The following is a 25166-nucleotide window of genomic DNA, read 5'->3' on the forward strand; positions in this document are numbered from 1 at the left end:
TGCCGTTTAAAACCACGATAGTTCAACGACTCGACGGCCCCGTGGAAAACCTGGGACGATTCAAGCTTCTTGTTTTTTTAAATGGTCTTTTTGCCCACTTGACAGCAATGTTGTACTTACACCCAATAAACCAACAAAACAGGAGACTGCAACGATGATCAACGTCACCGAAAAACCATATGCATCCAACAAACCGCCGAAAACAGTATAGGAGATGCCGATAATAACTGAGTTAACCAGATTCGCCACAGATAGGCACGATGCTCGGATGTGTGACTCAATATTGTCATGAATATAGGTTTCGTATGAGGTTTCATATATGGCAGGGAGCGACATGATTAGAAGGAAGCTTGCGACCGAAGTGGTTGTACCGATATTCAATGAAAGAATGAAAAGAAGAAAGGTGGCAATAAGGGTGGTAGAGAAAGCAATTATGCCGAGAGAAAAACGAGAACAAAAAAAGCCAGCAGCCATGAACATTAATGCCGACAGGGCTTCAACAGCAGCATAAATGCCAGCGATGATAGGTACCTCTAAACCCTGCATGGAAAAAAAGGGTTGGCCATAGATGAACAAGGGGATCGTTGAAAGCTCGAATAAAGCATATCCAATAAACAAAGGTATAAGAAATGCGCCTTTTTTAGACCGAAAAAAATTAATCAGCGAGGTGAGATGTCCCTCCGTTTTTTCATTAATTTTGTGACTTTTTTTATTCAAATTCAGTGAGAACGCCGGGAGCTTCATTTCGGGAATGAATGTCACAACAACAGCTCCAATGAGCTTTGATGCCGCAAAACAAATATAAACACTGTTCCAAGACCATGTGTCTTGTAATACGCCACCAAGCAGCATAGATAAGCCTAATGAAATCGCACCAATGGCACGGGCGCGTGAGAGTATTTTAGGATACTCTTCGGCGCGATGCTGGGCCAGTAAGTTATCATACAGTAATGCCCTGTCCGAACCGGAGCCCATGGCAATGCTGGCGCCGAACAGACAAAATATTATGGCGAAAGGAATAAAGGAGGAAAATAGCAGAAATCCAATGCCGCTTATAAATAGCCCTAAAAAGCCGAGTATGAGAGAACATTTACGACCATATCGATCTGCGAGCAAACCAGATGGGATTTCTAACGCTACGGAAGAAAAGAATAAAAAAGATTGAAGAATGCCTATTTCCCCTTGTGTAATTCCAAATTGCAGCAGGTAAAGTACAAACAGGCTTCTTTGGACATCAAGGTTCATAAAAATTGATAAGGAGTAATATAGGTTGTCGTGCTTGTTTTTGAGTGGGTTCAGGGTGCTCATTTTTATTTAAATATCTGTCTTTTTAAGCTGACGATATTTAAAGTTTAAGGTGCATCCATTTTTTTAGAAGGCCTCATTTTCTGTGTTGTAGAAGAAATGGCAGCCGCAATAAAAAGCATGTACTCCTGATTGCCAGGCGCAGCGCGGTATTAGGAAGTGACCTACGAAGGACTTCTTGTTTCGCTTACAGAAGTAACTTTCAACATTTTAGGACGCTCCAAACAAAAAAAGCCCCATGACCAAATAGGCCACGGGGCTAAAAATTGGCTGGATGCGACCAACCAAAGGAGCTCTTTACGTTACTTCGCAGTCGCCACGACGGTGTCTGGCTTCCAGCCACCTCCCAGCGCCTTGTAGATCGCCACAATCCCGCGATACAGGTCCACTTCGGCCTGGGCCTGGGAGTCTTCGGCGGCCAGGCGTTCGCGTTGCGCGTCGAGCAGGACGAGGAAGTCCACGGTGCCTTCGCGGTAGCGGATCGCGGCGAGGTCGGCGGCGGCGCGGCTGGATTCGCTTTGGCGGATCAGCGAGACCAGGCGTTGCTGACGCTTGCCGTAATCGCTGAAGGCATTCTCGGACTCTTCCAGCGCCAGCAGCACTTGTTGCTCGTAGCTTGCCAGGGCGCCGTCGGCTTCGGCGTCTGCACCCCGCAGGCGGGCGCGGACGCTGCCCAGGTCGAAGGCGGCCCAGGTGATGCTCGGGCCAAGGGCCCAGGCATTCGCGGCGGATGAACCGATCTGCGAACCGCGCCCGGCGGTGAAGCCGAGGAACCCGCTGAGGCTGACCCGTGGGAACAGGTCGGCCTTGGCTACGCCGATACGCGCGGTGGCGGCGGCCAGTTTGCGTTCGGCGCTGAGGATGTCCGGGCGCCGTTGCAGCAGTTGCCCCGGGTCGCCGATCGGCAACGCCTTGGCAATCGCCGGCAGGTCTTTCGGGCCCAGGTCCACGGTCAGCTTGTCGGGGCGCTGGCCGAGGAGGGTGGCGATGCGGTTGCGCTCACGCACCTGTTCGGCCTGCAGTTGCGGCACGCTGGCCTCCACTGCTGCGAGGCGTGCGTCGGCACGCTCCACGTCGAGTTGGTCACCCACACCGGCGTCGCGCAGGCTGACGGTGATGGTGCGCGAGTCCTGCTGGTTCTTCAGGTTGTCGAGGGCGATGCGTTCACGCAGTTGCGCGCCGCGCAGTTGGCCGTAGGCGTCCACCAGTTCGGCAATCAGGGTGACTTGCAGTTGGTACAGGTCGGCCTCGGCGGCTTGCTGGTCGGCGTCGGTGGCTTCCAGGTTGCGCTGGATGCGCCCGAACAGGTCCAGTTCCCAGGCCATGTCCAGGCCCAGGTCGTAACGCTCGGTCTTGACCCGGCGGGTGGTCTGGCCGGGGATCTGGCCCTTGCCCTGGTCGCTGCTGACGCGGCTGGTAATGGTCGGCATGGCGTCGTTGCTGGCGTCATCACGAATCGCCCGCGCGGCCCGCAGACGGGCAAACGCCACGCGCAGATCACGGTTACCTTGCAGCGATTGTGTGACCAGCTGGTTGAGGGTCGGGTCGTCGAACTGCTGCCACCAGATGCCTTCGAACTTGGCGTGGTCATACTGCTTGGCGTCCGCGGCGGCGGTGATGTTCGCCGCCTCCGGGGTCTGGGTCTTGTAGTCCGGGCCCACGGCACAGGCGCTCAGCGCCAGGACCAGCAAGCTCGGCAGGAATACTTTCACACTCATTGCTGTGTCTCCAGCTTCAAGGCCTTGGCCGCTTTGCGCGCTTCGCTGCGCTCCACATAGCGACGGATCAGTACGTAGAACACTGGTGTCAGCAACAGGCCGAAGAAGGTCACCCCGATCATCCCGGAGAACACCGCCACGCCCATGGCATGACGCATCTCGGCACCGGCACCGCTGGACAACACCAGTGGCACCACACCCATGATGAAGGCGAACGAGGTCATCAGGATCGGCCGCAGACGCAGGCGGCAGGCTTCCAGTACCGCAGCGAGCGGGTCGAGGCCTTCCTGCTGTTTGTCCTTGGCGAACTCGACGATCAGAATCGCGTTCTTGCACGCCAGGCCCACCAGTACGATCAGGCCGATCTGGGTGAAGATGTTGTTGTCGCTACCGGAGATGATTACCCCGGTAATGGCCGACAGCAGCGTCATCGGGACGATCAGGATCACCGCCAGCGGCAGGCTCCAGCTTTCGTATTGGGCGGCCAGGACCAGGAACGCCAGCAGTACGCAGAGCGGGAACACGAACAGCGCAGTGTTGCCCGAGAGGATTTGCTGATAGGTCAGGTCGGTCCACTCGTAGGTCATGCCGTTGGGCAGTTCATCCTTCAACAGTTTTTCAATCGCCGCCTGGGCCTGGCCGGAGCTGTAGCCCGGTGCCGCGTTGCCGTTGATCTCGGCGGTGATAAAGCCGTTGTAGTGCATCACGCGGTCCGGCCCCGAGGTGTCGCTGACCTTGATAAAGGTCGCCAGCGGGATCATCTCGCCCTTGTTGTTGCGTACTTTCAGCTGGCCGATCTGGTCGGCGTCCTGGCGGAACTGTTGTTCAGCCTGCACGTTGACCTGGTAGGTACGCCCGAAGCGGTTGAAGTCGTTGGCATACAAGGAACCCAGGTAGACCTGCAGGGTGTCGAAGATGTCGCTGATCGCCACGCCGTGGGTCTTGGCCTTTTCGCGGTCGATGGCGGCATCGACCTGGGGCACGTTGACCGTGTAGCTGGTGAACAGGCCGAACAACTCGGGCACGCCACGGCTCTTGGTGATGACGTTCTGCACTTCTTTGTACAGCTCGTCATAGCCGAGGTTGCCACGGTCTTCGATCTGCAGGCGGAACCCGCCGATGGTGCCCAGGCCCTGTACCGGCGGCGGTGGGAAGATCGCCATGTAGGCTTCTTCGATGTTGGCGTACTGGCCATTCAACGCACCGGCAATTGCCCCAGCGGACATGCTCGCGTCTTTACGCTCATCGAACGGCTTCAGGGTCACGAACACAATGCCGCTGTTCGGGCTGTTGGTGAACCCGTTGATCGACAGGCCAGGGAAGGCAATCGCAGCTTCCACACCGGGCTGCTTCAGGGCGATCTCCGACATGCGCTTCATCACGTTTTCGGTGCGGTCCAGGCTCGCAGCGTCGGGCAGTTGGGCGAAAGCCACCAGGTATTGCTTATCCTGGGCCGGTACGAAGCCGGTCGGGGTGTGGGCAAACCCGAAGAAGGTCAGCACCATCAGGCCGGCGTACACGAACAGGGCAATGCCCGTGCCGCGAATCACCCGGCGTACGGTACTCACGTAGCCATGGCTGGACTTTTCGAAAAAGCGGTTGAAGGGACGGAACAGCCAGCCACCGAGGAGCTTGTCGAGGACCTTCGAGAAACGATCCTTCGGTGCGTCGTGACCGCGCAGCAACACGGCGGCCAGGGCAGGGGACAGGGTCAGCGAGTTGAACGCCGAGATCACCGTCGAGATCGCAATGGTCAAGGCGAACTGTTTGTAGAACTGCCCGGTCAAGCCACTGATAAACGCCGCTGGAATGAACACCGCACACAGCACCAGCGCCGTGGCGATGATCGGCCCGGTCACTTCGCTCATCGCTTTTTCAGTCGCCGGGAACGGCTCCAGGCCCAGCTCGATATTACGTTCGACGTTCTCCACCACCACGATGGCGTCGTCCACCACGATGCCGATGGCCAGTACCAATCCGAACAGCGACAGCGCGTTGAGCGAGAAGCCGAACAGGTGCATCACCGCAAAGGTCCCGATCAACGAGACCGGCACCGCCACCAACGGAATGATCGAGGCGCGCCAGGTCTGCAGGAACAGGATCACCACCAGCACCACGAGGATCAGCGCTTCGAACAGGGTGTGCACCACCGCTTCGATGGAACCGCGCACAAAGATCGTCGGGTCATAGGCGATGCGGTAATCCATGCCGGCCGGGAAGCTCTTTTTCAGCTCGGCCATCTTGGCGCGCACATCGTTGGAGATGTCGATGGCATTGGAGCCGGGGCGCTGGAAAATCGGAATCGCGACGGCCGGCTGGTTATCGATCAGCGAGCGCAGTGCGTATTGGCTCGATCCCAACTCGACCCGGGCGATGTCCCTGAGGCGCGTGATTTCACCGTTGGCGCCGGCGCGGATCACAATGTTCTCGAACTCTTCCTCGGTGACCAGGCGGCCCTGGGTGTTCACCGATAACTGGAAGCTGGTGTCAGACGGTGCAGGCTGGGCGCCCAGGGCACCGGCTGCCACCTGGCGGTTCTGCTCGCGGATCGCGGTGACCACATCGGTGGCGGTCAGGTTGCGCGAGGCGGTCTTGTTCGGATCCAGCCATACACGCAGGGAGTAGTCGCCCATGCCGAACAACTGCACGTCGCCGACGCCGCCCAGGCGGGCCAGCTCATCCTTGATATTGAGGATCGCGTAGTTGGACAGGTACAGCATGTCGTAGCGCTGATCCGGGGAGGTCAAGTGCACCACCATGGTCAGGTCGGGGGAGGCCTTGTCCACGGTGATACCGATGCGCGTCACTTCCTCAGGCAGTTTTGGCTGAGTCCGTGTCACCCGGTTTTGCACCTGCACCTGCGCATTGTCCAGGTCGGTGCCCAGGGCGAAGGTGATGGTCAGGGTCAGCTTGCCGTCGGCCGTCGATTGCGAGGACATGTACAGCATGCCCTCGACGCCGGTGATGGCTTGCTCCAGCGGCGCGGCCACGGTTTCACCGATGACCTTGGGGTTGGCGCCCGGGAAGTTGGCGCGCACCACCACGGTCGGCGGCACCACCTCCGGGTATTCGCTGATCGGCAACTGGAACAGCGAGATCGCACCGGCGATCAGGATCAGCAGCGACAGCACCGCTGCGAAGATCGGCCGTGAAATGAAGAACTTGGAAAAATTCATCTTGAGTCGTATCCCTTAACCGCGTGGAGACGCAACGGCTGCGAGCTTGGGCGCGGTTTTTTCCGGCGCCACTTGCTCCAGGTTGCTGGCTTCAAGCGCTTGTCGTTGTTGGGCCAAGGCGGCGAGGGTTTCCTTGCTGGCCATCGGGATGGTTTCCGGGGCGACCGGCGAGCCGGGGCGTGCGCGTTGCAGGCCCTTGACGATAATGGTGTCGTCCTTGTTCAGGCCGCTGCGCACGATGCGCAGGCCTTCGATCTTCGGCCCCAGTTCCACTGCGCGATACGCCGGCTTGTCGCCTTCCATCACCAGCACGAACTTCTTGCCCAGGTCGGTGCCGACGGCCTCGTCGTTGATCAGCACGGCGGAGTAGGTGCCGCTGCCGACCAGCTTCAGGCGTGCATACAGGCCTGGGGTGTATTCGCCCTTGCTGTTATCGAACACGGCGCGCCCACGGATGGTGCCGGTGGCCGGGTTGACCTGGTTGTCGACGAAGTTCATCTGGCCCAGGTGCGGGTTGCCGGTTTCATTCGACAGGCCCAGGTACACCGGGGTGGTAGCGCCACGACGGCCTTGGCGAGCGAGTTCGGTGTACTTGAGGTACACACGTTCATCGGCGTCGAAGTAGGCGTAGACCTTGTCGGTGGAGACCACGCTGGTCAGCGCGGTGACGTCGGCGGTCACCAGGTTGCCGGCGGTGATTTCGGCACGGCTGACGCGGCCGCTGATCGGCGAGGTCACGCGGGTGAAGCTCAGGTTCAGCTTGGCCAGGTCCAACTGCGCTTGGATCCCGGCGACGGCGGCGCGGGCTTCCTGGGCGGCGGTGGTGCGCGAGTCGGCCAGTTCGGCGGAGATCGCATTGCTCTGGCGCAGGCGTTCGCCGCGCTGGGCTTCGTTGTCGCTGCGGGTGGCGGCGGCTTTGGTTTGAGCCAGTTGGGCTTCCAGGCGGCGCACTTCGGCCTGGAACGGACGCGGGTCGATCTGGAACAGCAGGTCGCCTTTCTTGACCAAAGCGCCTTCGGTGAAAGCGACTTGGTCAATCTGGCCAGAGACCCGTGGACGAATCTGTACGGTTTCGGGCGCTTCCAGGCGACCGGTGAATTCATCCCACTCGTTGACCGGCTGCTCAAGCACCTTGGCCACGCTGACTTTTGCCGGTGGCATGGCGGCCGCTTGTTCCGGGGTCTTGCCGCACGCGCTCATCACCACCACGGCCAGGATCGCCAGGGGGAAGCGCAAATGTTTGAGTGACTGTTCCATGAGGTGCATCCGCCAATGTATTTGAGATGGGCGGATCATGCGCGGCGAGGCGGTATGTCACGAATCGAATGAAGCAAAGGTAACTATCATTCGGAATGATATAAGCGCGGGGTTAGCCCTCTAGCATGGGGGTTTCGTTAGGGGGCTATCAATGGGCGTGATGACAAAAGACTGTTGTTGCGTGTGTAACGAACCTCTCAGGTCCTTTGTGTTGAGGCTACATATCCAGATTGCGGTGTAGCTTGACGTCTGCGCGATCAGTCGAATGCAAGCTGTTCCTGGATAGCGCGAATGGGATCATGAGCGAGTTGCTGTTTGCGTGACCGAGTGTGTTTGCGGCCCGATGTTTTAGGTGCAGCATCTTTGGTGGCGTCATCTGGAACCACCCACAGTGCGCTGGCCTTGCCGCCGTCGTTCAGCCGTTCGGCAATCGTTATTTCCATGGCATGGCGAAAGGCTTGCAGTTCTGGGCGGTCTGTTGAGTCGCCCTGGGCATCCAAGTCGTCGATGGTGCGTTGCCAGCCCGCCAGCGCGGGGTAGCTGCGCTTAAGGCTGCGCTTACCGACCACAGCGCTGAGTAATTGGGTGCACAGGTGTTGTCCTTGGGGCGTGAGGCCGTGATAGCTGACGAACTCCTGGCGATTGGTTTCCATACGGATGAAGCGGATATGTTCATCGTAGCGATGGTGACGGGGATGAAAGAAGGTCATGACGTCTGCCGTGGGGTAAAGCGCCGGGGCGCCAGGGAACTTGCCCCAGTCGGCCTTGCCCTTGACCGAATTGCAATCGACACACGCAATCGCCAGGTTGCGCGGATGCAAGGCGAATTGAGGATAGGTGTCGCGTGACAGCACGTGTTCGATGGGTGCTGCACTCGCATGGTTAAGCAACCAGCGCTTGCAGTAACAACACCTGGGCTCCTGGCGGCTTTTCAGCGCTACGCGCAAGCGTTTTTTGAGCGCCGCACAGTCAGCTTTGGCAGGGTCGCCCAGCTTGCCCCAGATAGTTTTATCAAAAGCTTTTGCCCCCTTGCGCAATGCGTGCAGAAACTTGCGCTGTTCGCTGTAGGGGAGCGCTGCCTTCGGCTCGCCGGTGGGGCGGGTCATGCTGGCAACGCCTGTTGCGCAAGGGCAAAGGTTTCGGTGATGGCAAGACTCGCGTGGTCGATGAGTTGCAGGTCCTGTTGGTAGCGCTTGTCTTCGGCGTCACCGGAGGTCTTCATGATGGTTGTCATGTATTCCAGTGCTTTCCTGAGGTCTTCATGTTGTTGGGCATACTTACCCGCCTGGCCCCGGTTGGTTGCTCGAATCGCCTCTGTCACAAGCGCCGCGCAGCGCTCGGCGACTTCCCGGTTGTGCGGGGTGTAGGTCTCGAAGCCCTTGAGCAGGATGGTCTCTACTGAGTGGCGCTGTTCAGGCGCAATTTCTGTCAGTTGATTGTCCTTGGCCATAAAACAATGGCTCAGGTTGTCCTTGGCATTGGCAACCAGCGTCGGTGAATGGGTGGCAATCACGAACCGGGTTTGCAGACGTTCTGCCATCAGGCTGAACAGGCTCGGCAGCAACTGCTGCCAACCGACATGCAGGCTCACTTCTGGCTCATCGATCAGCAGCACTTTGCCGGGGCCGGCGCTTGCCATGATTTTGGCGAACAAGAGCAGCACCTGTTGTTCGCCGGAGCTGAGGTCGGTGAATTTCAGCAGGTTGGAATGGCCTTGGCGACTCAATGCGAGACTCAGTCCCTTGAGGGAAACATGTTCACTGACCGCGAGGGCAAGGGGAATGACTTGGGCGGCCAGGTCGAGTGGTCGCAGCAGTTCGTTGAATGCACCATTGGGCGCAAGGTACAGGCGCTGTTTGAGGCCCATGCGCTCAAGCAGGTTTTCCAGCAACGCCAGGCGCTCAGGTATCTCGACCGTTTCGACCAACAGGTCGATCAACTTGCGCTCGATGGTTTGCGATGAATACCCGGTACTCGTCCGGTCGCCCAGGTAGCGATAATGAGGATACTTCTCGCGATTGCCCAAGGGAAAACGGTCAATCGGCCCGACCACAATGGCCACACTGGCGGTGGACTGTTGCTGCAGGTGGTCAACCAGAGAAGCCAACAACAGGCTTTTGCCGGCACCATTGTTACCGATGACGTAGGTGCAGGAAGATACGCTGCCTGGTTGCGCGAGCAGGTGCTCCAGCGGGCGCCGGTCGAGCAGTGAAATTTCCCGTACTCGATCAACGGGCGGAACCCGAGTCCCGCCGATGCGGGTCCTGAGCACATCCTTGGTGTCCAATTCTACGCAAACGCCGTCGACATCCTCATACCCAGTGTCGAACCATTGGGCAAACAGCCCTTTGAGTGAACCCAGCAGCTTCGACTCAGGGTATTGGCTAAAGCGCAACGCTCCATCTGACCTCCATATCTGGTAAATCGCTGCTGAGAAGTAGGCGAGCTCTTCTGCGCTGACCCCCCGAATCCCAGACAGCAATTTGCGTGTGTCGATGCACAACGTTCTGTCTGCCTGGGATTTTTGGCTATTCAACAACCAGGCGTAGTAGCGGGTGGCGTTGCCAGCGTCGTTATAGCTCGTGAAATCGAACACGGCTTCAAGCAGGTCATTGCTGGACAGGTGTTGCTTGAGTTTATCCAGGGAGGCGGGGGTTGGGGTCCGGCCAGGCGTGAACACCATCAGTGTTCGCCCCGTTAACGTGCCTTCTTCGGTCCGTTGTAACAGTGAGACGAAGGGCTGTTTCAAGTCGACCGGGTTATCCAGCAGTGACAGGCCCTCACGTTTGAAGTCATTCGGCAGACCTTGGATCAGTTCGGCATTGACGCCTTGCACGATCAGTCTGAGTCGGGTCAAGTGGTGTAGGGCCGCGCTACCTTCAACAAGCAAGTATGCAAACCGGCCCTGATGGAGGTCGAAATGCTTGACGAAGGCTTCGCCACTATAGGGCTCCAGGTCGATCAGCCCTTCATCGCGCGCCAAGCCGGTGGCGAGTGCTCCGCTGATCTGGGCATGGCGGCGGTCGAAACGGGCTTGGGTGGCAAGAAAATAAAAAAGTGCGTCGAACAGGTTGAGGCACTCTTCTCCGTCCAGTTGCTCCGTGACCTCATCCAACAGCACTGATAGCTGTTCGTAGGTCTGTTCGTCGCATGCAGTGATTTTTTCGGCGAGGCCACAGTGCTCCATCAGCATGTGCACGCAGGCCTGAATGGTGTCGTGGTAGACCCAGTACTTAGTCTCCCGCTCCTTGACCCATTTAGGGCTGTCCCAGTCCACGATTTGCACGGCGAGGACATAGAGCAAAACCTGCTGGAATTGAGCGTCCGTCATCTCGCTCTGAAGCTGACTGGCCTGTGCGCGTGCTAATAGCTCGCCGAGCCAGATATGACTTTCTTCCATGAATGTCCACCTGTTTCCTATGACATTAGAGACCGGGGACCGCCCCCGAGGTGCATGGGTTTGAAGTTTACCTATCGATTCAAGTAGTGGCGAGTAGCCATTTTCGACTGTCTGCCAGCCACCTAAAAAAAATGGGCTGCGGGTTTTCCCCGCAGCCCAGGACCCTACGTGGTACCGAACCCCACCTGCACCGTCAGCGCCCCCTGGTTATCCCCCAACCCAATGCCATAACGCCCCTCCAGATCATCGTTGATGCACAGCTGCAATTCCCCGGTCTGCCCCGCCGGAATCTCCGCCAGGTCACCCACCAGAAACGGTGTCCCGCTGCTGCTCACACGGCCAATCAGCGCGCCCTCATTGGCTCCCGGCAAGGTGTAGCCCGCCTTGGCGATCAGCCCGGGGCTGCCGTTGCCATCGACCAGGCCGCCCACCGGGCTGGCCAGCCACTTGCTGCTGACATACCGCACCAGGCGCGGGCTCGGGCCGCTGATCTGCACGCCAGTGCCTTGCCATGGCTGGTTGGCCTGCACCTGTACTGTCGCGGCCTTGAGCTCGTTGCACAGGGTGTCGCCGGCCTGGATCGACAGCGCGGCGATGGTCAGGCTGGGGTTGGAGGTGCCGGTAGTGGGGAACACGCCATCACCCACCAGGAACAGGTTGTTGTGGTCCCAACTGCGTTGGGTCTTGTCCACCACCGAGGTCTTGGGGTCGTCCCCCATGCGGTAGGTGCCCATCAAATGCCCGGCACCCTGGAACGAATAGGATTGCCCTTGGTAGGTGAACACCCCGGGCGGGATGTCGGCAGTCAGTTCGGTAGCCCCGAGCAGTTCGGTGATGACATGGCTGGCCAGGATCCGCGCCTGTTTGAAGCCTTCCTTGGTGTAGTCGGACAGGTCGTAGTGGATTTCCGGGCGGGGTATGCCCAGGCGGTCCTTGTATTGGCCGGAAGGCACGATATAGCAGTTGGCGTTATTGGGATCTTCCTCCACTTGCTCCACCAGGAAGCCTATCCGAAATTGCCGCGTGAGCAGGTTGTTCAGCTGTTGCACCAGCGCCGTGCCGAACAGCACCAGGGGCGCGCCCGGTGTGTTTGGCAGCGGGTTGGTCTTGCTGACGTTGGTGCCATCAATCAGGTCGGCGACGGTGGTGTAGGGATCGCCGATCGGCCAGTTGAAGCCCTCGTTGCCGATCTCGATCCGCCAGGCCGCGCGCTGGCTGCGGAACGCGCCGTCGCGCAGGCTTTCGATGCCGGAGGTGGACACCGGGCCGCGATACGGGAACACCGTCTTGCCCTCGGGCATCAGGCCCCAGGCCAGGTAGATCGGGTGGTCCGCCAGGCTGCGCCCGACTTGGCCGCTGCTGTTGGCCACGCCGTTGGGCCAGGCGCTGCTGGTGGAATTGAGCAGCAACTTGGGCGTCTCGATGGCATGGGCGGCGATCACATAACGTTGCCCCACCGCAACGCCGGTGCCGGTCGGTGGTCCGTCACCAAGCTGGTACTGGATGAACTCGATACCGCTGATGCTGTTGTCCGCCCCCACGGTGACCTTGCTCGCCACGGTCTTGTACAGCACCCGCACATTGCCGGTGTTGAGCGCGTTGTTCATGGTCACCGTGGCATCGTACTTGGCCTGGATCGGGCAGATCGGTGTGCAGTTGGTGTTACCCGCGCACACCCGTCGCCCGGCATACGGCTGCGAGTTGCGCCCGGCCGGCGTCGGGCTGACCACCAGGGGCAGGCCCTCGAATGACTGGCCCTGCACCGCGCTGACGAAGCTGCCATCGACCAGCGACAGCGGGATGCTGGTCATCGGGTATTCATAGTTGGCCGGGAAGGTAATGCCCAGGTACGCCTGGTCGGCCACGTTCGCCGCCACACCGATCTCCGCTTCGGCACGGCAATAGGCGCTTTGCAGGTCGTTGTAGCTGATCGGCCAGTCCACCCCCACGCCGTACAGGGATTTCATCCGGAAATCATTCGGCAGCATGCGCAGGCAGGTGGCGACCCAGTGCCAGGTGGTGCCGCCGCCCACGCGCTCATAGGTACTGGTGAACGGCAGCGGGCCTTTTTGCACCAGGTAGCTGACCTCGGGGTTTTTCCAGTTGTCATTGATCAGGTCGGCGATGGTCGCGCGCGGTGCGTTCTGTTCGGCCGGCTTGCGCAGCGGGCTCAAGGTGCTCACCGGCGGGTAGGGTGATTCGGGCGTCTTCAACGTCGCGGTATAGAAACGCTCCAGGTACTGGTTGCGATTGGGCGGGATCTCCGGCCCCGATTCCAGCACCAGCACTTGCACCCCGGCCAGGCCCAATTGATAGGCAATGAGGCTGCCCGCAAGGCCCGCACCGACAATCACCACATCTGCTTGTTCGCTACTCATGACGATGCTCCTGGCTGCGTGCTGGCGTTAACCCCGGTGAAGTCTTCCAGGCTGGGCGGCGGGCTGTTCCAGTAGCCGAAGAAGAACTCGCTGTAGCCCATGGGGTGGGCCTGGGCAATACTCCACGCCCAGCTCTGGGTGTAGGCCTCGTCACTCACCACGGTTTGCTCGCCGAGCGGGAACGCGCCCTGGGTATACGGCTGGTACCACACGCCCAGCAGCCAGAGCTTCATGATCGCGCGTGCCACCTGGGCGGTTTGCGTCGGTGCCGGTTGGCCGTTCTGCATCAGGATCGCTGTGCCGATTTGCTGCGGTGTCGCCTGCTCGGCCGCCAGCGCGGCGTACTGGGCCAGCAAGGCGCTGAGCACGCTTTGGCCGACGCGCGGGCCGATGAAGTTGAGAAAGGTGTTGGGCAGGCCGATGGGGTCCACGGAGGGCGCCAGCAGTTCCTGATCGATGCCGGTGAGCACCACGCTCAGGCCGGTGAAATTGTCCAGGTCGGTACTCATGGCTGACTCCTTGTCACACCGGTGGATTGGGCGCGTTCGAGCAGGTAGGTGAAGTCCGCGAAGCTGGTGCGCGGCGACTGGGTCACGTGGGTGGCGGCATTGCCGTGACAGGCGATGCAACTGGACGACGCCTGGGGTACGGTGCCCTGGATATAGGTCTCCAGCGTGGCATTGGCGAGGAACGACGGCGCCGGGTTGCCCAGCGGCCTGGTTGCGGAGATCTGGCACGGCGGCTGGCCGCTGAGCGTCGGCCACTGGGTGCTGATCAACTGGTAGTTGGCCCATACACTGTTGGGATTCACCGTGCGCAGCAGGGTCTGGTAGGTGGTGTTGAGGGCCTTGGTTTCATCCGTCAACGGTATCTCGCGCACGATCTGCGAGGGCGTGGCCTTCACCGCCGGGTTCCATGGCCGGGGCGGCGGCTGGTTGACCTCGGCCTGGCTGCTGGCGTTGTAGAACAGGTACGGGCCTTTGCGCTCGGCGGGCGGCGTGGTCTTTTCCGGCACATTGTCGACGTGTTCGAAGGTCGACCACACCCACTGCGGCGCGCTGGTGGTCTTGTGCACGATATGCAGGCCCACCAGCCCGACCGGCTCGGCCACGCAGGACTCGGCCACCACCGGCCCCTTGCTCGGGTCGCTGTTGCCCGGCGTATACACCAGGGCATCGACACTATGGAAGCTGGCGGGATTGTCGTTGCCGTCCAACACCTTCCACGCGGCCTTGACCATCAGCGAACCCACCTCACTGGTGCTCGGGTTACCGCAACTGAACGCCACGGCATTGGTCGGGCTGGCGGCAAAAAACGCCTGTTGGCCCTGGATGCTGTAGAGGCCGTTGTTGACGATGCCGTCGAACATGGCTTGGTTGACCACGATTTCATTGCGCGTGTACACGCCGCTCTGGTCCACCAGGGGGCCGCTTTCAAACGGCTGGATAAACTCGTCGAGCACATCCGGAACCTTGCCCATCTGTTGCAGCAAGCGCCCGGAACCCTTGCCTTCACAGGCTTTCGGAACGCTGGCGGGCGCATGAAAGGGCAGCGGCTTCTGCCCTTGGGCCAGGAATATCTGATAGCTCTCCTTATAGCTTTCCCACACGGTGGCCGCGTCCTGCTGGCCGATCTGCACAGCGCTGTTGGGTTGACCCGTGTCCAGGGCCGGCCAGTTCAGCGCGATGAACGTCTGCCACGACATTTCATCGAAGTTGGCTTGCAGGCTGGACAGGGAAAAGGGCGGGGTCGCCGTGACATCGAAGGGTATTTGCGTAGACAACGTGGGGGCCGCGACGACCAGGGGGCTCAGCAACGCGCCAAACAGCGCACAGCCGAACCCGGGCCGGGGGCGATGGGTTTCCATTCTCATCGGTATCTCCTAGGCATCAGGCGCCGGGAGACAGTGGGTCCGTCATGGACTCTTCAATGCGCCTCCTGGCACGGGCTAGAGCGTAGATAAGGTTGGCAGCGCAGGTGTATGGGCGGCTAGATTTGTTCGTAATAAAAACAATCGCCAAGCAGGCTGTGGAGCAGACGCGCGACTTTCCGTAAACATTTTGACCTCGCTACTATCCAAGCCTTAAGCACTGATGGCAGTATGAAATCACTTTCAAGGGAAGGAATTTCAGCACGTGGTACCCACCAACTTTACCCATGACCAATTCGCATGCCTGAGCGAATGGCACGAAAAGGTCTTCGACAAGACCGATACCACCCATCGCGACGCTTACAGCCAACTGCGCAACGCCTATGACATCACCAAGCGGTGGGCTGAGACTTTACAGGAGCGTCTCTTCCCCCAAGGCACCACTAAAACCATTCGCCGACCCATAGACCAGTGGAACAGAAAGTTCGTGGCCTACAACTGGTCGCGTATCTATCCGTACGCGGATGCTCCCCTGGAGCTGGCCTACACCGTAGGCATCGACGCCGTTGACGGTTTCTTCGTCAAGATCGATCTGGTCGACGCCAAACTCGACGATGCCTCCCTGCGCAGGCGCTACGACGAAATCCGTGGGCCTTACCACGACTCGCCGATTGTTGCGCTCATGTCGGCCGAAGAAGGCCTGGCGATAGGCTTCTCGGGAATCATCGAGTGGAGCGCACACGCCATCAACCATTTCCCAATCGGGTACAACCAAGTGGCCGAACAACTGGGTTTGATTACAACGCCGAACGCTGCGCAACTGTTGCAGCATTTTCAGTGCTGCAAGGATTTCAGAGAACGGCAGCCAAAGTGGAGCAGCGAAATGACGCAGTTGTTTGTGCGTCTTGCCATCGCGGTTCATGAGTTGGGTTTTGACTGGTGGGCCACGAAAGCCACCAACACTCAGTTGGTATTCGGCGGGAAAGAAAAAAGCGCCATTCGGGGATCGACGATGGGGGCACTGTTTGTGCGCTTTGATTGTGTCGAAGTCCGATGGTTGGCGTTTGACGGCCTGGATGCCGTGCCGCTGAACCAGAAGTTGAGCCCTGAACTGGTGGCATTGGTTGAAGCGGCCAATGCGCAGAAACAGGGCGTTTCGGCAAAACGAGGCCAGCGTTCCAGCCGCATTGGCTATTGGCCGGATCAGTACCGCATCGAAGAGGTTGTCGCCATGGAAGAGGACGTATTGCTGGGTGACAGTGCGCTGTCTGAGGCCAATATCATCACCCGCAATCAAATCTATTTCGGCCCGCCCGGCACGGGCAAAACCTGGACCTTGCAACGTCTGCTCGAGGCCGACTACCCTTCGCAACGCTTCGAATTCGTTACCTTCCACCAGTCTTACGGCTACGAAGAATTTGTCGAAGGGCTGCGTCCGGTGATTTTCGACAGCACCGCTGCTCATGCGGATGCGACCACCACCGGCGACGTTCGTTATGAGATTAAACCGGGTGCTTTCTTGCGCCTGTGCGAGCGGGCCAGGAAGGACCCTGCGCATCAGTACGCGATGGTGATCGACGAAATCAACCGAGGCAACATCAGCAAGATTTTCGGCGAACTGATCACCTTGATCGAACTCGACAAGCGTGAAGGTGAGGTCAATTCGGTGACACTGACACTGCCCTATTCAGGCAAGCCGTTCAGCGTGCCTTTGAACGTCGACGTGATCGGCACGATGAACACCGCCGACCGTTCGTTGGCGCTGGTCGATACCGCCTTGCGCCGCCGCTTCGAGTTCATCGAACTGATGCCGGATCCCCGTGTATTGAAGGGTGTCACGGTGTCCAAGGGCGATCACCAGATTGACCTGGAACAACTGTTGACCGCCCTGAACATGCGCATCGAAGCGTTGTATGACCGTGAGCACACCATCGGGCATGCCTATTTCACGCCATTGAAAGGCATGTCCTCGGAGCAGCGTTTCGGGGCCTTGGCCACGCTTTTCAGAACCCGGATCATCCCGCTGCTGGAGGAGTACTTTTTCGACGATTGGCAGAAAATAAGGCTGGTACTGGGCGACAACCAAAAGAAAGCGCCTGAGCTCCAGTTTGTACGCGATGTTGAGTCGGGCAGAGGGGCCACGAACCTGTTTGGTTCGAGTGATGAGTGGGACGAGTATGCGCTACGGCCACGCTATAGCCTGAATGCTGACACCTTCAACATACCGCAAGCGTACATCGGTATCTATTCGACGCTATTCAAGCCTGTCGCCGAATGAGTGCCGTACAGATCTTTGAGTACGGCAGGCTGGTGGAGTCTGGCGACGGGGTGAGCGCAACGGTAATCCCCGGGCGCGTATTTGCCTGGCTGGAAGAGCAATGCCTGAAAGCCGACGAGCACGCACCTGCCTGGCTCAGACTGACCAGCCGCCGAGGGCAGCGCGTTATCCAGGTGACCAGCTATGTGGGCGTCCTGCGTGCACCTTGCGGTTTCCAGATCGAGATCCTGCCCAAGATCGGCAGCGAAACATCAGCGTCCCTGGCGCGCCGGAAACTGATCGAGATGCTCAAGTGCCTGCGCGGTTTTCGTCACCTCAAGACGCTGAATGCCGATCTTCAGGCTGACCGAATGCCGCTACTCGAGGTGTTCCTGCAACAGTTTCTCGAGACGGTCAGGCATGTCGTCAGGAAAGGGCTGCGCAGTGATTACACCGCCCGGCAAGCCAACTTATCCAGCCTGCGCGGCAAGCTGGTGATGGCGCGTCACCTCTCGGAGAATCTGGTGCGGCGCGACCGGTTCTTTACCGAGCACGATGAGTTCACTCCGGACCGTGCTGAAAATCGCCTGATTCATGCGGCCCTGCGCAAAGCACTGGGTATGTGCAGCGCGCCCGCCAATCAGCGTCTGGCGCGCGAGTTGTGTTTTGTTTTCGCTGATGTGCCGCTGCCCACCGATGTGGCGCAGGACTTCAAACGCATCCGGCTGGACCGGGGCATGGCATATTACGAACCTGCCCTTGAATGGGCGCGGCTCATCCTGCAGGGCAACAGCCCCGTACCGGGCGCCGGCCAGCATCACGTGCCGTCGTTGTTGTTTCCGATGGAGGCGGTTTTTGAGGCCTATGTGGCGAAGCATCTGGCGCGCCAGTTGGAGGACGGCTTTGGCCTGAAAACCCAGGTCAGCCGCGAGCACCTGGTGGTGCACAAGGACGAGAACTGGTTCCGCCTGAAGCCCGACCTGCTGGTTCAAGAGGGCACGCAGCCGCGAATGGTGCTCGACACCAAATGGAAGTTATTGGATCGCGCCAAAGGCAACCGTTTCGAGAAGTACAAGCTCAGCCAGGCCGACTTTTACCAGCTCCATGCGTACGCCCACCTCTACTTGAAGGACGCCGGGCACGCCGTTCTGATCTATCCATGGACAGAGTCGTTCTGCGAACCCTTGCCCGTTTTCGATTTCAAGAGCGCCGAGGGCTTGAAACTCTGGATCCTGCCGTTTTGCCTTGAGCGCAGTAAATTGCTGCTCCCCGAGGCATCCCCCCTGGGGAGATTTATCAGCACTGAGGGGGCTCAGGCCGGCTCTGCATCCGCCTCAACCCGAATATAAGTGCGAAACACATGGTCCCACAGCGGCGAAGACACACCGAAGTTCTTCTCGATGCCTTTGCGGTGATGCAGGTCGTGATTGGCCACCAATCCCGGAATAAAGGCGTAGGCCCAATGCTGCGGGCGGTGCATCACGTAGTGCAGCGAGATGTAGACGAAATAGCCCGTCACCGCGCCGATAAACGCCGAGGTGAGGCCGATGGACCAGGCGAGCAACAACAGCACGGCGAAGGTCGAACTGGTTTTCCAGCTGGACACGCCGATGTAGGCCAGCACGTCGATATGGTGGGTCCAATGCTCGCGGCGATACAGCGAATGGAACAGGAAACGGTGCGCCGAATACTCCACCAGCGTCCAGGCCAGCAGGCCCGACAGTGCCAGCCAGGGCTCAAAGGGCGCCAGATAGAGGGCAGCTACCACAAACAGCGGAACGGTGAAGAAATCGAGGTAATAAGCAACCGATGACATCAGCCATTTATTGGAAGCAGCCATGCGCGGAATATCCCTGTAGTGCGAAATGGACGGGCGCGGGATTGTCCGGTGTCGGGCCGCCGTATACAACATCCCGGCGTGGCGACGTGGTGGATTTGTGAGTCAATCGCCCTAGCAGCGTCGAATAGCCGTTGATCCGCTACGTTGCAACAACTCAATCCGGTCCGCCGGCACCAGCGTACGCAAGGTCTTGTACAGCACCCGGGTTTCCAGCAGGTTCCATACCCGCAGCATGGTTTCCAGCGCGTCCAGGGGTTTGCTGATGAAGTCCCGGGCGCCCAGGGCCAGGGCACGCAGGCGCGTGTCGCGGGTCGCGTCGGCAGTGAGTACCAGGATCGGCAGGTATTCACCCTGGGGGATGCGCCGGTTGAGTTGCTCCAGCACCGCAAAGCCGTCGAACTCCGGCATGTGCAGGTCGAGGATCACCAGGTCCGGCTCGAAGCTGTTGAACAACTCCAGGGTGCGCAGCGGCTGGGTGCTGCTCAGCACGTTGGTCAGCCCTTCGCGTGCCAGCAGTTGCTCCACCAGGTCGAGGTTCGGGCGTTGGTCGTCGATGATCAGGATACGCAGGTCGAGGTTCACGCGGGCTCCGGAAAAGCTTGGTCGAGGTGGGCGAGAAACGCCGGCACGTTGATCGGTTTGTTCAATACCGCGGTGGCGCCGGCTTCCTGCAAGGTCTGGCGGGTAAGGTCGCTGGTGTCGGCGGTGATCATCAGCACCGGTGTTTCGCGGGTGATCGGTGACTGACGCAGGCGTTGCAGCACCTTCAAACCATTGATGTCCGGCAGCGACACATCCAGCAGAATCAGCTGTGGCGCATGCTGCGCGGCGAGGTCCAGGCCCAGTTGGCCTTGCATGCTCGACAGCAGGCGTATGCCGGGCCGACGTTGCAGCAGGGTTTCGATCAGCGCCAGGCTGGAGAGGTTGTCCTCGATGCACAACACCTTGCCCTCGAAGGTGCTGACGACGGGAGCAGGGCGCTTCAATTCGGTGTCGATGCCGGGCGTGGCAATACTCTGGGCGTGGGCCACGCGCACGAAGGGCAGTTCCAGGGTGAAGCGCGAGCCGACGCCGGGCTGGCTCTGCACCTTGAGTCGGCCGTCCATGTTCTCCAGCAGGCTTTTACTCAGTGCCAGGCCCAGGCCGCTGCCTTCCACATTCGGGTCGGCCCCCAGGCGTTCGAAAGGCTTGAACAGTTGCCCCATATGATCGGCTGCGATGCCGTTGCCGGTATCGCACACAGCCACGCTGACTCGTTGTCCACGGATATCGACCTCAAGGCTCACCTGGCCATCGCGCCGGTTGTATTTGATCGCATTGGACAGCAGGTTCAGCAGCACCTGGGTCAGGCGCTGGCGGTCGGCAACGATGCCCGTATCCGCCGCCAGTGCCGGCAGCGGCCGCAACTGCACGCCTGCGTCGGCGGCCATGGGCGACACCAGCGTCAGCGCCTCTTGCAAGGTGCCCGCAAGCGGGATCGGCACGATATTCAACGCCAGGCTTCCGGCCTCGATCTTGGCGATGTCCAGCACTTCATTAATCAGCGTGAGCAGGTGCTGGCCGGCGCGCAGAATATGACCGACATCGGCCTTTTGCGCCTTGGGCGCGTCCATGTCCAGCAGTTGCGCAAAGCCCAGGATCGAGTTGAGCGGGGTCCGCAGTTCGTGGCTCATGCGCGACAGGAATTGGCTTTTGGCGCGGCTGGCGCGTTCGGCTTCCTCGCGGGCGGTGCGCAGGGCGATCTCCGCCGCGCGGCGGTCGGTGATGTCGCGGGTGATCTTGGAAAAACCGCGCAGGGCGCCGGTGCCGTCGTATTGCGCCGTGATCACCACGCTGGCCCAGAACCGCGTGCCGTCCTTGCGGCAGCGCCAGCCTTCTTCGGTGTAATCACCGTTGCGGGTGGCCTCGCGCAACGCCATGTCCGGGTGCTGCGGGCATTCCTGGGGCAGGTAGAACAGCGAGAAATGCTGGCCGATTATCTCTTGTTCGGTATAGCCCTTGATCCGCTCGGCGCCGTTGTTCCAACTGGTGACATGGCCCGCCGTGTCGAGGGCGAAGATCCCGTAGTCCTTGACCCCATCGATGATCAGCCGCAAGCGTTCTTCGTTGTCGCGCAAGGCGCGTTCGCGTTCGGCCAGCAACAGTCCGGCCTCCACCAGGCTGGTGCCCAACTGGCCGATTTCGTCTTTTTCCGGCGGCTGTGGCAGCAGCGGCGAGCCCAGGGCCAGGCGTTGGGCATTGCGCTGCACATTCTGCACCCGGGCGACAATGCCCTTGGACAGAAACAGCACCGCGACAATCGCCCCGAACAAGCCGCAGATCGCCGCCAGCCAGGTCGACAGCAACAAGCGTTGGCGGGTTTCGGAGGCGGCGGCGCTGCGCTCGGCCAGCAACGACGCCTCAAGGGTGAGCATGGTGCTGATGTGCTGGCGCAGGGCATCGAGGATGTGCTTGTTGCTGATCAGGATGGCACTGATGGACTCCGGTGTGGCGTCGCTGTCCTTGAGCATTTCCTCCAGCCCGTCGACCTTGCCGTCGATCAGCGGCTTGATCGCGCTGAGCTGCTCGCGCACCCGTTGATCGCGTACGTTGCGGTCCAGTCGGCGCAGGGCCGACTCGATCTGGGGCTTGGCGTTCAGGTAGCTGGGCAGGAAGTCTTCGCGGCGGGTGAGCAGGTAACCGCGCACACTGGCGGCGGCTTCCGCGAGCAGGGTATGCACGGCCTGGATATCGCCTTGCACGCGTAAAACCCGGCGCACATCCTCTTCGGCACGGGCGGTCTGGCGTTCCGTGGTGTAGATCAGCACCAGGGACAGCAACAGCACCACCAGTGGCAGTGAAATCACCACCAGCGCCTTGCCGCGCAGCGGCAGGTCGGCCCAACGCTTTCTCATTTGGGCCGCCTCATGTGGGTGTCACCAGGCCCAAGGCGATGCCCCGCACGGCGGCCTGGGTACGGTCAGCCGCGCCGAGCTTGCCGATCACCCGCTCGACATGGGCCTTGGCCGTGCCGGTGGTAATGCCCAGGTGTTCGCCGATGGCGCGGTTGCTCATGCCGTTGGCGACCAAGCCGAGGACCTGGCGTTCCCGTGGGGTGAGCGGTTCGCCGGGGGCGGCACCGCTGGCCTGGCGTTCGGTCATGCGCCGCAACAGCCGGGCGCTGACCGCCGTGTTGAGCGCCTCGCCACCGGCGGCCACTTGTTGTAGCGCATGGATCACCTCGGCGCGGCTGGCGTCTTTGAGCAAGTAGCCCACCGCACCGGCATTCATGGCCGCCTCCAGGTACTCGGGGCTGTCGTCCATGGTGAACATCACCACCTTCACCGCCGGCAGGCGTTGTTGCAGCAAGCGTGCGGCGCCCAGGCCGTTGAGCCCGGGCATGCGGATGTCGAGGATGACGATATCCGGCAGAAGCTGTTCGCACAGTTCCACCGCCTGCAGGCCATCACTGGCCTGGCCGACCACCTCGAACTGCGGGTGGCCGGCCAGCAGGGAGACAAAGCCGGTGCGCGTGACTTCATGGTCGTCCGCCAGCACCAGGCGCAGGACGTGGGTCATTGCGGGACTCCAATCAAGTGCGCAGGCACGCGGGCGTGCAGCCGGGTACCGCCGTCGACGGTGCTGACGCAGGTGAAGCTGCCGCCCAACAGGCTGGCGCGCTCCTGCATGGTGGCGAGGCCCAGATGCTGGACGTCATCTGCTGATGGCTCTGCCTTGAAGCCTCGGCCATTGTCGTCCAGCCGCAGGGACGCCTGGCCGTCGTGCAGCGCCAGGACCAGTTGCACTTGACTGGCGCGCGCATGCTTGAGCACATTGTTGATGGCTTCCTGGCCGATCCGGAACAAGGCGATTTCCACCTGGCTGGGTAAGCGCGTCTCACAGTGCGCCTGCCACACCACGTTGATGCCGGCGTCACGCAGGCGGTCGGCTTCCTTATCGAGGGCTTTGAACAAGCCGAAATCATCCAGCACCGTGGGACGCAGGCCCGCAATCAGTTGCCGGCCCTCGCCAACCGAGTGTTGGGCCAGGGTAAGAATCGCCTCCAGGTCGGCGGCCAATGCCTCCGGCAGCGGCGGGCAGCGCCCGGCAAAGCCTTGCAGCCGCTGGTGCAGGCCCGCCAGGGTTTGCGCCAGGCCATCGTGAAGGTCGTAGGCGACGCGTTTGCGTTCGTCTTCCTGGGCGCGGAGCAAGCGGTTGACCAGGTCGGACAGGGTTTTGTCGCGCAGCTTGAGGGTGCTCAGCAGCCGGTCGTTTTCCAGGTGGGCGGCCAGTAATGTGGCGAGCAGTTGCAGGGACTCGCTGTCTTCGTGCTCCGGCGCCCGCAGGCTGACGCTATTGCCCAGCACCAGTACACCAAAGGCATCGCCGTCACCGGCGCGCAACGGCACTTGCAACACGCTGGGCACGTCCTCGGATGGACGCTCCTGCCAGCACGCCGTGCGCAGGCTGCGGTCGGCGAGGGCGGCCAGGCTGCCCAAGCGCGACGGGGTGCCATGGCGGGCGCTGGTATAGGCGATGCCCTCGGCGTCCCACTCCTGCAGCAGCCCGTGGTCCATGGCCAGAAACGCGCAGGCCCGCGCGAGCACGCGTTCGCGCATGGCGTCGGGGGCCAGTTGGCGCAATTCCTGGCCGGTATCCACCAACAGGCGCAGGCGCGCCGTACGACTTTGCGATTGGCGAAAGTGCGCGCGCATGGCCAGGGCGCTGCCGGGATCATGGGGCGTGTCATGCATGGTTGATGCTCCATTGCTGCGGGCGCGAGGGGGATCTATTAGACATGGTCGGACCCCTTGGGCGCTATCTGCCAAATGGCATAGGTAAATACCTCCGGTTGGCCGATGGCGGCTGGCGGGCAGGTTGGCAAAGTGGCCTCAACGACGACCACTGGAGTAATGCAATGAAATTCGATATCGCCCCGATCGCCCTGATGTTTGCCCTGAGCGTACCGTTTGTTCATGCCGCCGAGACGGCCCCGTATGTCTACCGTGAAGTCGCCCAGGCGCCGGCCAATGTCAAAGACCGCGAGATTGCCGGTTTATTCGATCGCTGGAACAGCGCCCTGCAGACCGGCAACGCGAAATCCGTGGTCGACCTCTACGCGCCGGGCGCTGTGTTGCAGCCGACCGTTTCCAACCAGGTGCGCACGACGCCGGAGCAGATCACCGACTACTTCGACCACTTCCTGGCGCTCAAGCCGGTGGGCCAGATCAACTACCGCGAGATCCGCCAGCTGGGCAGCAACGTGGCCATGGACAGTGGCGTCTACACCTTCACCCTGACCGAGTCGGATGGCAAGGTGCGTCAGGTGCAGGCGCGCTACACCTTCGTCTATGAGCAGGTGGGTGGCCAGTGGAAAATTCTTAACCATCATTCTTCGGCGATGCCTGAAGTACAGGCCAAGCACGCCAAGCAGTAATGGTTGGAGGGAAAATGCCCATCCCTTGGCGGGGGGGGGCATTTTTTTGTTGGGGCTGGGAGATTGTTCCTGTGACGGCTCGGGAGCCGACGCCTATCCAACTGATGCCCTGCGACCTAAATGTGGGAGGGGGCCTCCGATGGTCATAGGTATCTACACAACTTTCAGAGGTCTGTGGTTTGCTTCCGTGGCGGCCTTCGGGCCGACCATGTCGTTGGATTTGACCGAGTACATATCCGTTGCTGCGGTAACGGCCACTTAGGGTTCCGCTCTTACAGCGGGTCACTTTTGGAAGAGCGCCAAAAGTAACCAAAAACGCTTCGCCCCAACACTCGGCACCTCGCCTAGGCTCGGTGTGCCCTCACTCCGGCTTTGGAGCGTGGGCCGCCGCAATGGGCCATCCTTGGCCCAGTGCGGCTAACCCGGCGTCCTGCCGGGTTACCCACGCTCCAAAGCCTGCGTTCGGCCAGCGTGTTTGACGGGGCGATCCCAGATCAAAAACAAAGCGAGGCGGCCTTAAAGCCGACCTGATCTTTGAAGCGTACGCGG

Annotated in this window: 17 protein-coding genes; 3 read left to right on the plus strand and 14 right to left on the minus strand. The window is 60.5% G+C overall.

What is annotated here, in order from left to right; all coding sequences use genetic code 11:
* Positions 1-60: 60 nt before the first annotated feature.
* The 9 genes from F6S08_RS16460 to F6S08_RS16500 all read right to left on the minus strand — a co-directional run bounded on the left by F6S08_RS16460 (position 61) and on the right by F6S08_RS16500 (position 15107).
* Positions 61-1308 (minus strand): MFS transporter, encoded by a 1248-nt coding sequence (locus F6S08_RS16460; protein ID WP_315871909.1) that lies wholly within the window; start codon positions 1306-1308, stop codon positions 61-63.
* A 299-nt stretch (positions 1309-1607) separates the two neighbouring features.
* On the minus strand, positions 1608-3023 hold the full coding sequence (locus tag F6S08_RS16465) for a TolC family protein (protein WP_315871910.1): 1416 nt from the start codon (positions 3021-3023) through the stop codon (positions 1608-1610).
* A complete protein-coding gene (locus tag F6S08_RS16470) occupies positions 3020-6199 on the minus strand; it encodes an efflux RND transporter permease subunit (protein WP_315871911.1) in 3180 nt (1059 codons plus the stop codon). Before F6S08_RS16470 ends, F6S08_RS16465 begins: the two co-directional genes overlap by 4 nt.
* A 15-nt stretch (positions 6200-6214) precedes the next feature.
* Positions 6215-7456, minus strand: a complete 1242-nt coding sequence (gene mexE / locus F6S08_RS16475; protein ID WP_065927800.1) for a multidrug efflux RND transporter periplasmic adaptor subunit MexE — start codon at positions 7454-7456, stop codon at positions 6215-6217.
* A 257-nt stretch (positions 7457-7713) separates the two neighbouring features.
* Entirely contained in the window at positions 7714-8562 is an 849-nt protein-coding gene (locus tag F6S08_RS16480) for an HNH endonuclease (protein WP_065927734.1), read from the minus strand.
* Positions 8559-10856 (minus strand): AAA family ATPase, encoded by a 2298-nt coding sequence (locus F6S08_RS16485; RefSeq protein ID WP_137213048.1) that lies wholly within the window; start codon positions 10854-10856, stop codon positions 8559-8561. Before F6S08_RS16485 ends, F6S08_RS16480 begins: the two co-directional genes overlap by 4 nt.
* Positions 10857-11020: 164 nt before the next feature.
* The gene (locus F6S08_RS16490) at positions 11021-13234 is read right to left on the minus strand and encodes a GMC family oxidoreductase (RefSeq protein WP_315871912.1); all 2214 of its coding nucleotides are present in this window, start codon (positions 13232-13234) and stop codon (positions 11021-11023) included.
* Positions 13231-13743, minus strand: coding sequence for a sorbitol dehydrogenase (locus tag F6S08_RS16495; protein WP_074846613.1), 513 nt, complete (start codon positions 13741-13743; stop codon positions 13231-13233). The genes F6S08_RS16490 and F6S08_RS16495 overlap by 4 nt, the downstream gene beginning before the upstream one ends.
* Positions 13740-15107, minus strand: a complete 1368-nt coding sequence (locus F6S08_RS16500; protein WP_315871913.1) for a cytochrome C — start codon at positions 15105-15107, stop codon at positions 13740-13742. Before F6S08_RS16500 ends, F6S08_RS16495 begins: the two co-directional genes overlap by 4 nt.
* 262 nt (positions 15108-15369) lie before the next feature.
* Here F6S08_RS16500 and F6S08_RS16505 point away from each other — a divergent pair, with 262 nt between their 5' ends.
* Entirely contained in the window at positions 15370-17382 is a 2013-nt protein-coding gene (locus F6S08_RS16505; protein ID WP_315871914.1) for an McrB family protein, read from the plus strand.
* Entirely contained in the window at positions 17379-18710 is a 1332-nt protein-coding gene (locus F6S08_RS16510; protein ID WP_065927728.1) for an McrC family protein, read from the plus strand. The genes F6S08_RS16505 and F6S08_RS16510 overlap by 4 nt, the downstream gene beginning before the upstream one ends.
* On the opposite strand, the gene F6S08_RS16515 is transcribed toward F6S08_RS16510, so the two are convergent.
* The 5 genes from F6S08_RS16515 to F6S08_RS16535 form a co-directional block, all read right to left on the minus strand.
* A complete protein-coding gene (locus F6S08_RS16515) occupies positions 18674-19201 on the minus strand; it encodes a sterol desaturase family protein (RefSeq protein WP_065927727.1) in 528 nt (175 codons plus the stop codon). The genes F6S08_RS16510 and F6S08_RS16515 overlap by 37 nt on opposite strands.
* A gap of 111 nt (positions 19202-19312) precedes the next feature.
* Positions 19313-19783, minus strand: coding sequence for a response regulator (locus F6S08_RS16520; protein WP_065927726.1), 471 nt, complete (start codon positions 19781-19783; stop codon positions 19313-19315).
* Complete coding sequence (locus tag F6S08_RS16525; RefSeq protein WP_065927725.1) at positions 19780-22095, minus strand: ATP-binding protein; 2316 nt, start codon at positions 22093-22095, stop codon at positions 19780-19782. The genes F6S08_RS16520 and F6S08_RS16525 overlap by 4 nt, the downstream gene beginning before the upstream one ends.
* 10 nt (positions 22096-22105) lie before the next feature.
* Complete coding sequence (locus tag F6S08_RS16530) at positions 22106-22759, minus strand: response regulator (protein WP_065927724.1); 654 nt, start codon at positions 22757-22759, stop codon at positions 22106-22108.
* Positions 22756-23934, minus strand: a complete 1179-nt coding sequence (locus tag F6S08_RS16535; protein ID WP_315871915.1) for a sensor histidine kinase — start codon at positions 23932-23934, stop codon at positions 22756-22758. The genes F6S08_RS16530 and F6S08_RS16535 overlap by 4 nt, the downstream gene beginning before the upstream one ends.
* A 164-nt stretch (positions 23935-24098) precedes the next feature.
* Here F6S08_RS16535 and F6S08_RS16540 point away from each other — a divergent pair, with 164 nt between their 5' ends.
* Entirely contained in the window at positions 24099-24617 is a 519-nt protein-coding gene (locus F6S08_RS16540; RefSeq protein ID WP_065927722.1) for an SgcJ/EcaC family oxidoreductase, read from the plus strand.
* Positions 24618-25166: the final 549 nt, after the last annotated feature.

It is taken from the genome of Pseudomonas sp. JV449, assembly GCF_032424295.1.
In the GTDB taxonomy this organism is placed as follows: Bacteria; Pseudomonadota; Gammaproteobacteria; order Pseudomonadales; family Pseudomonadaceae; genus Aquipseudomonas; species Aquipseudomonas marginalis.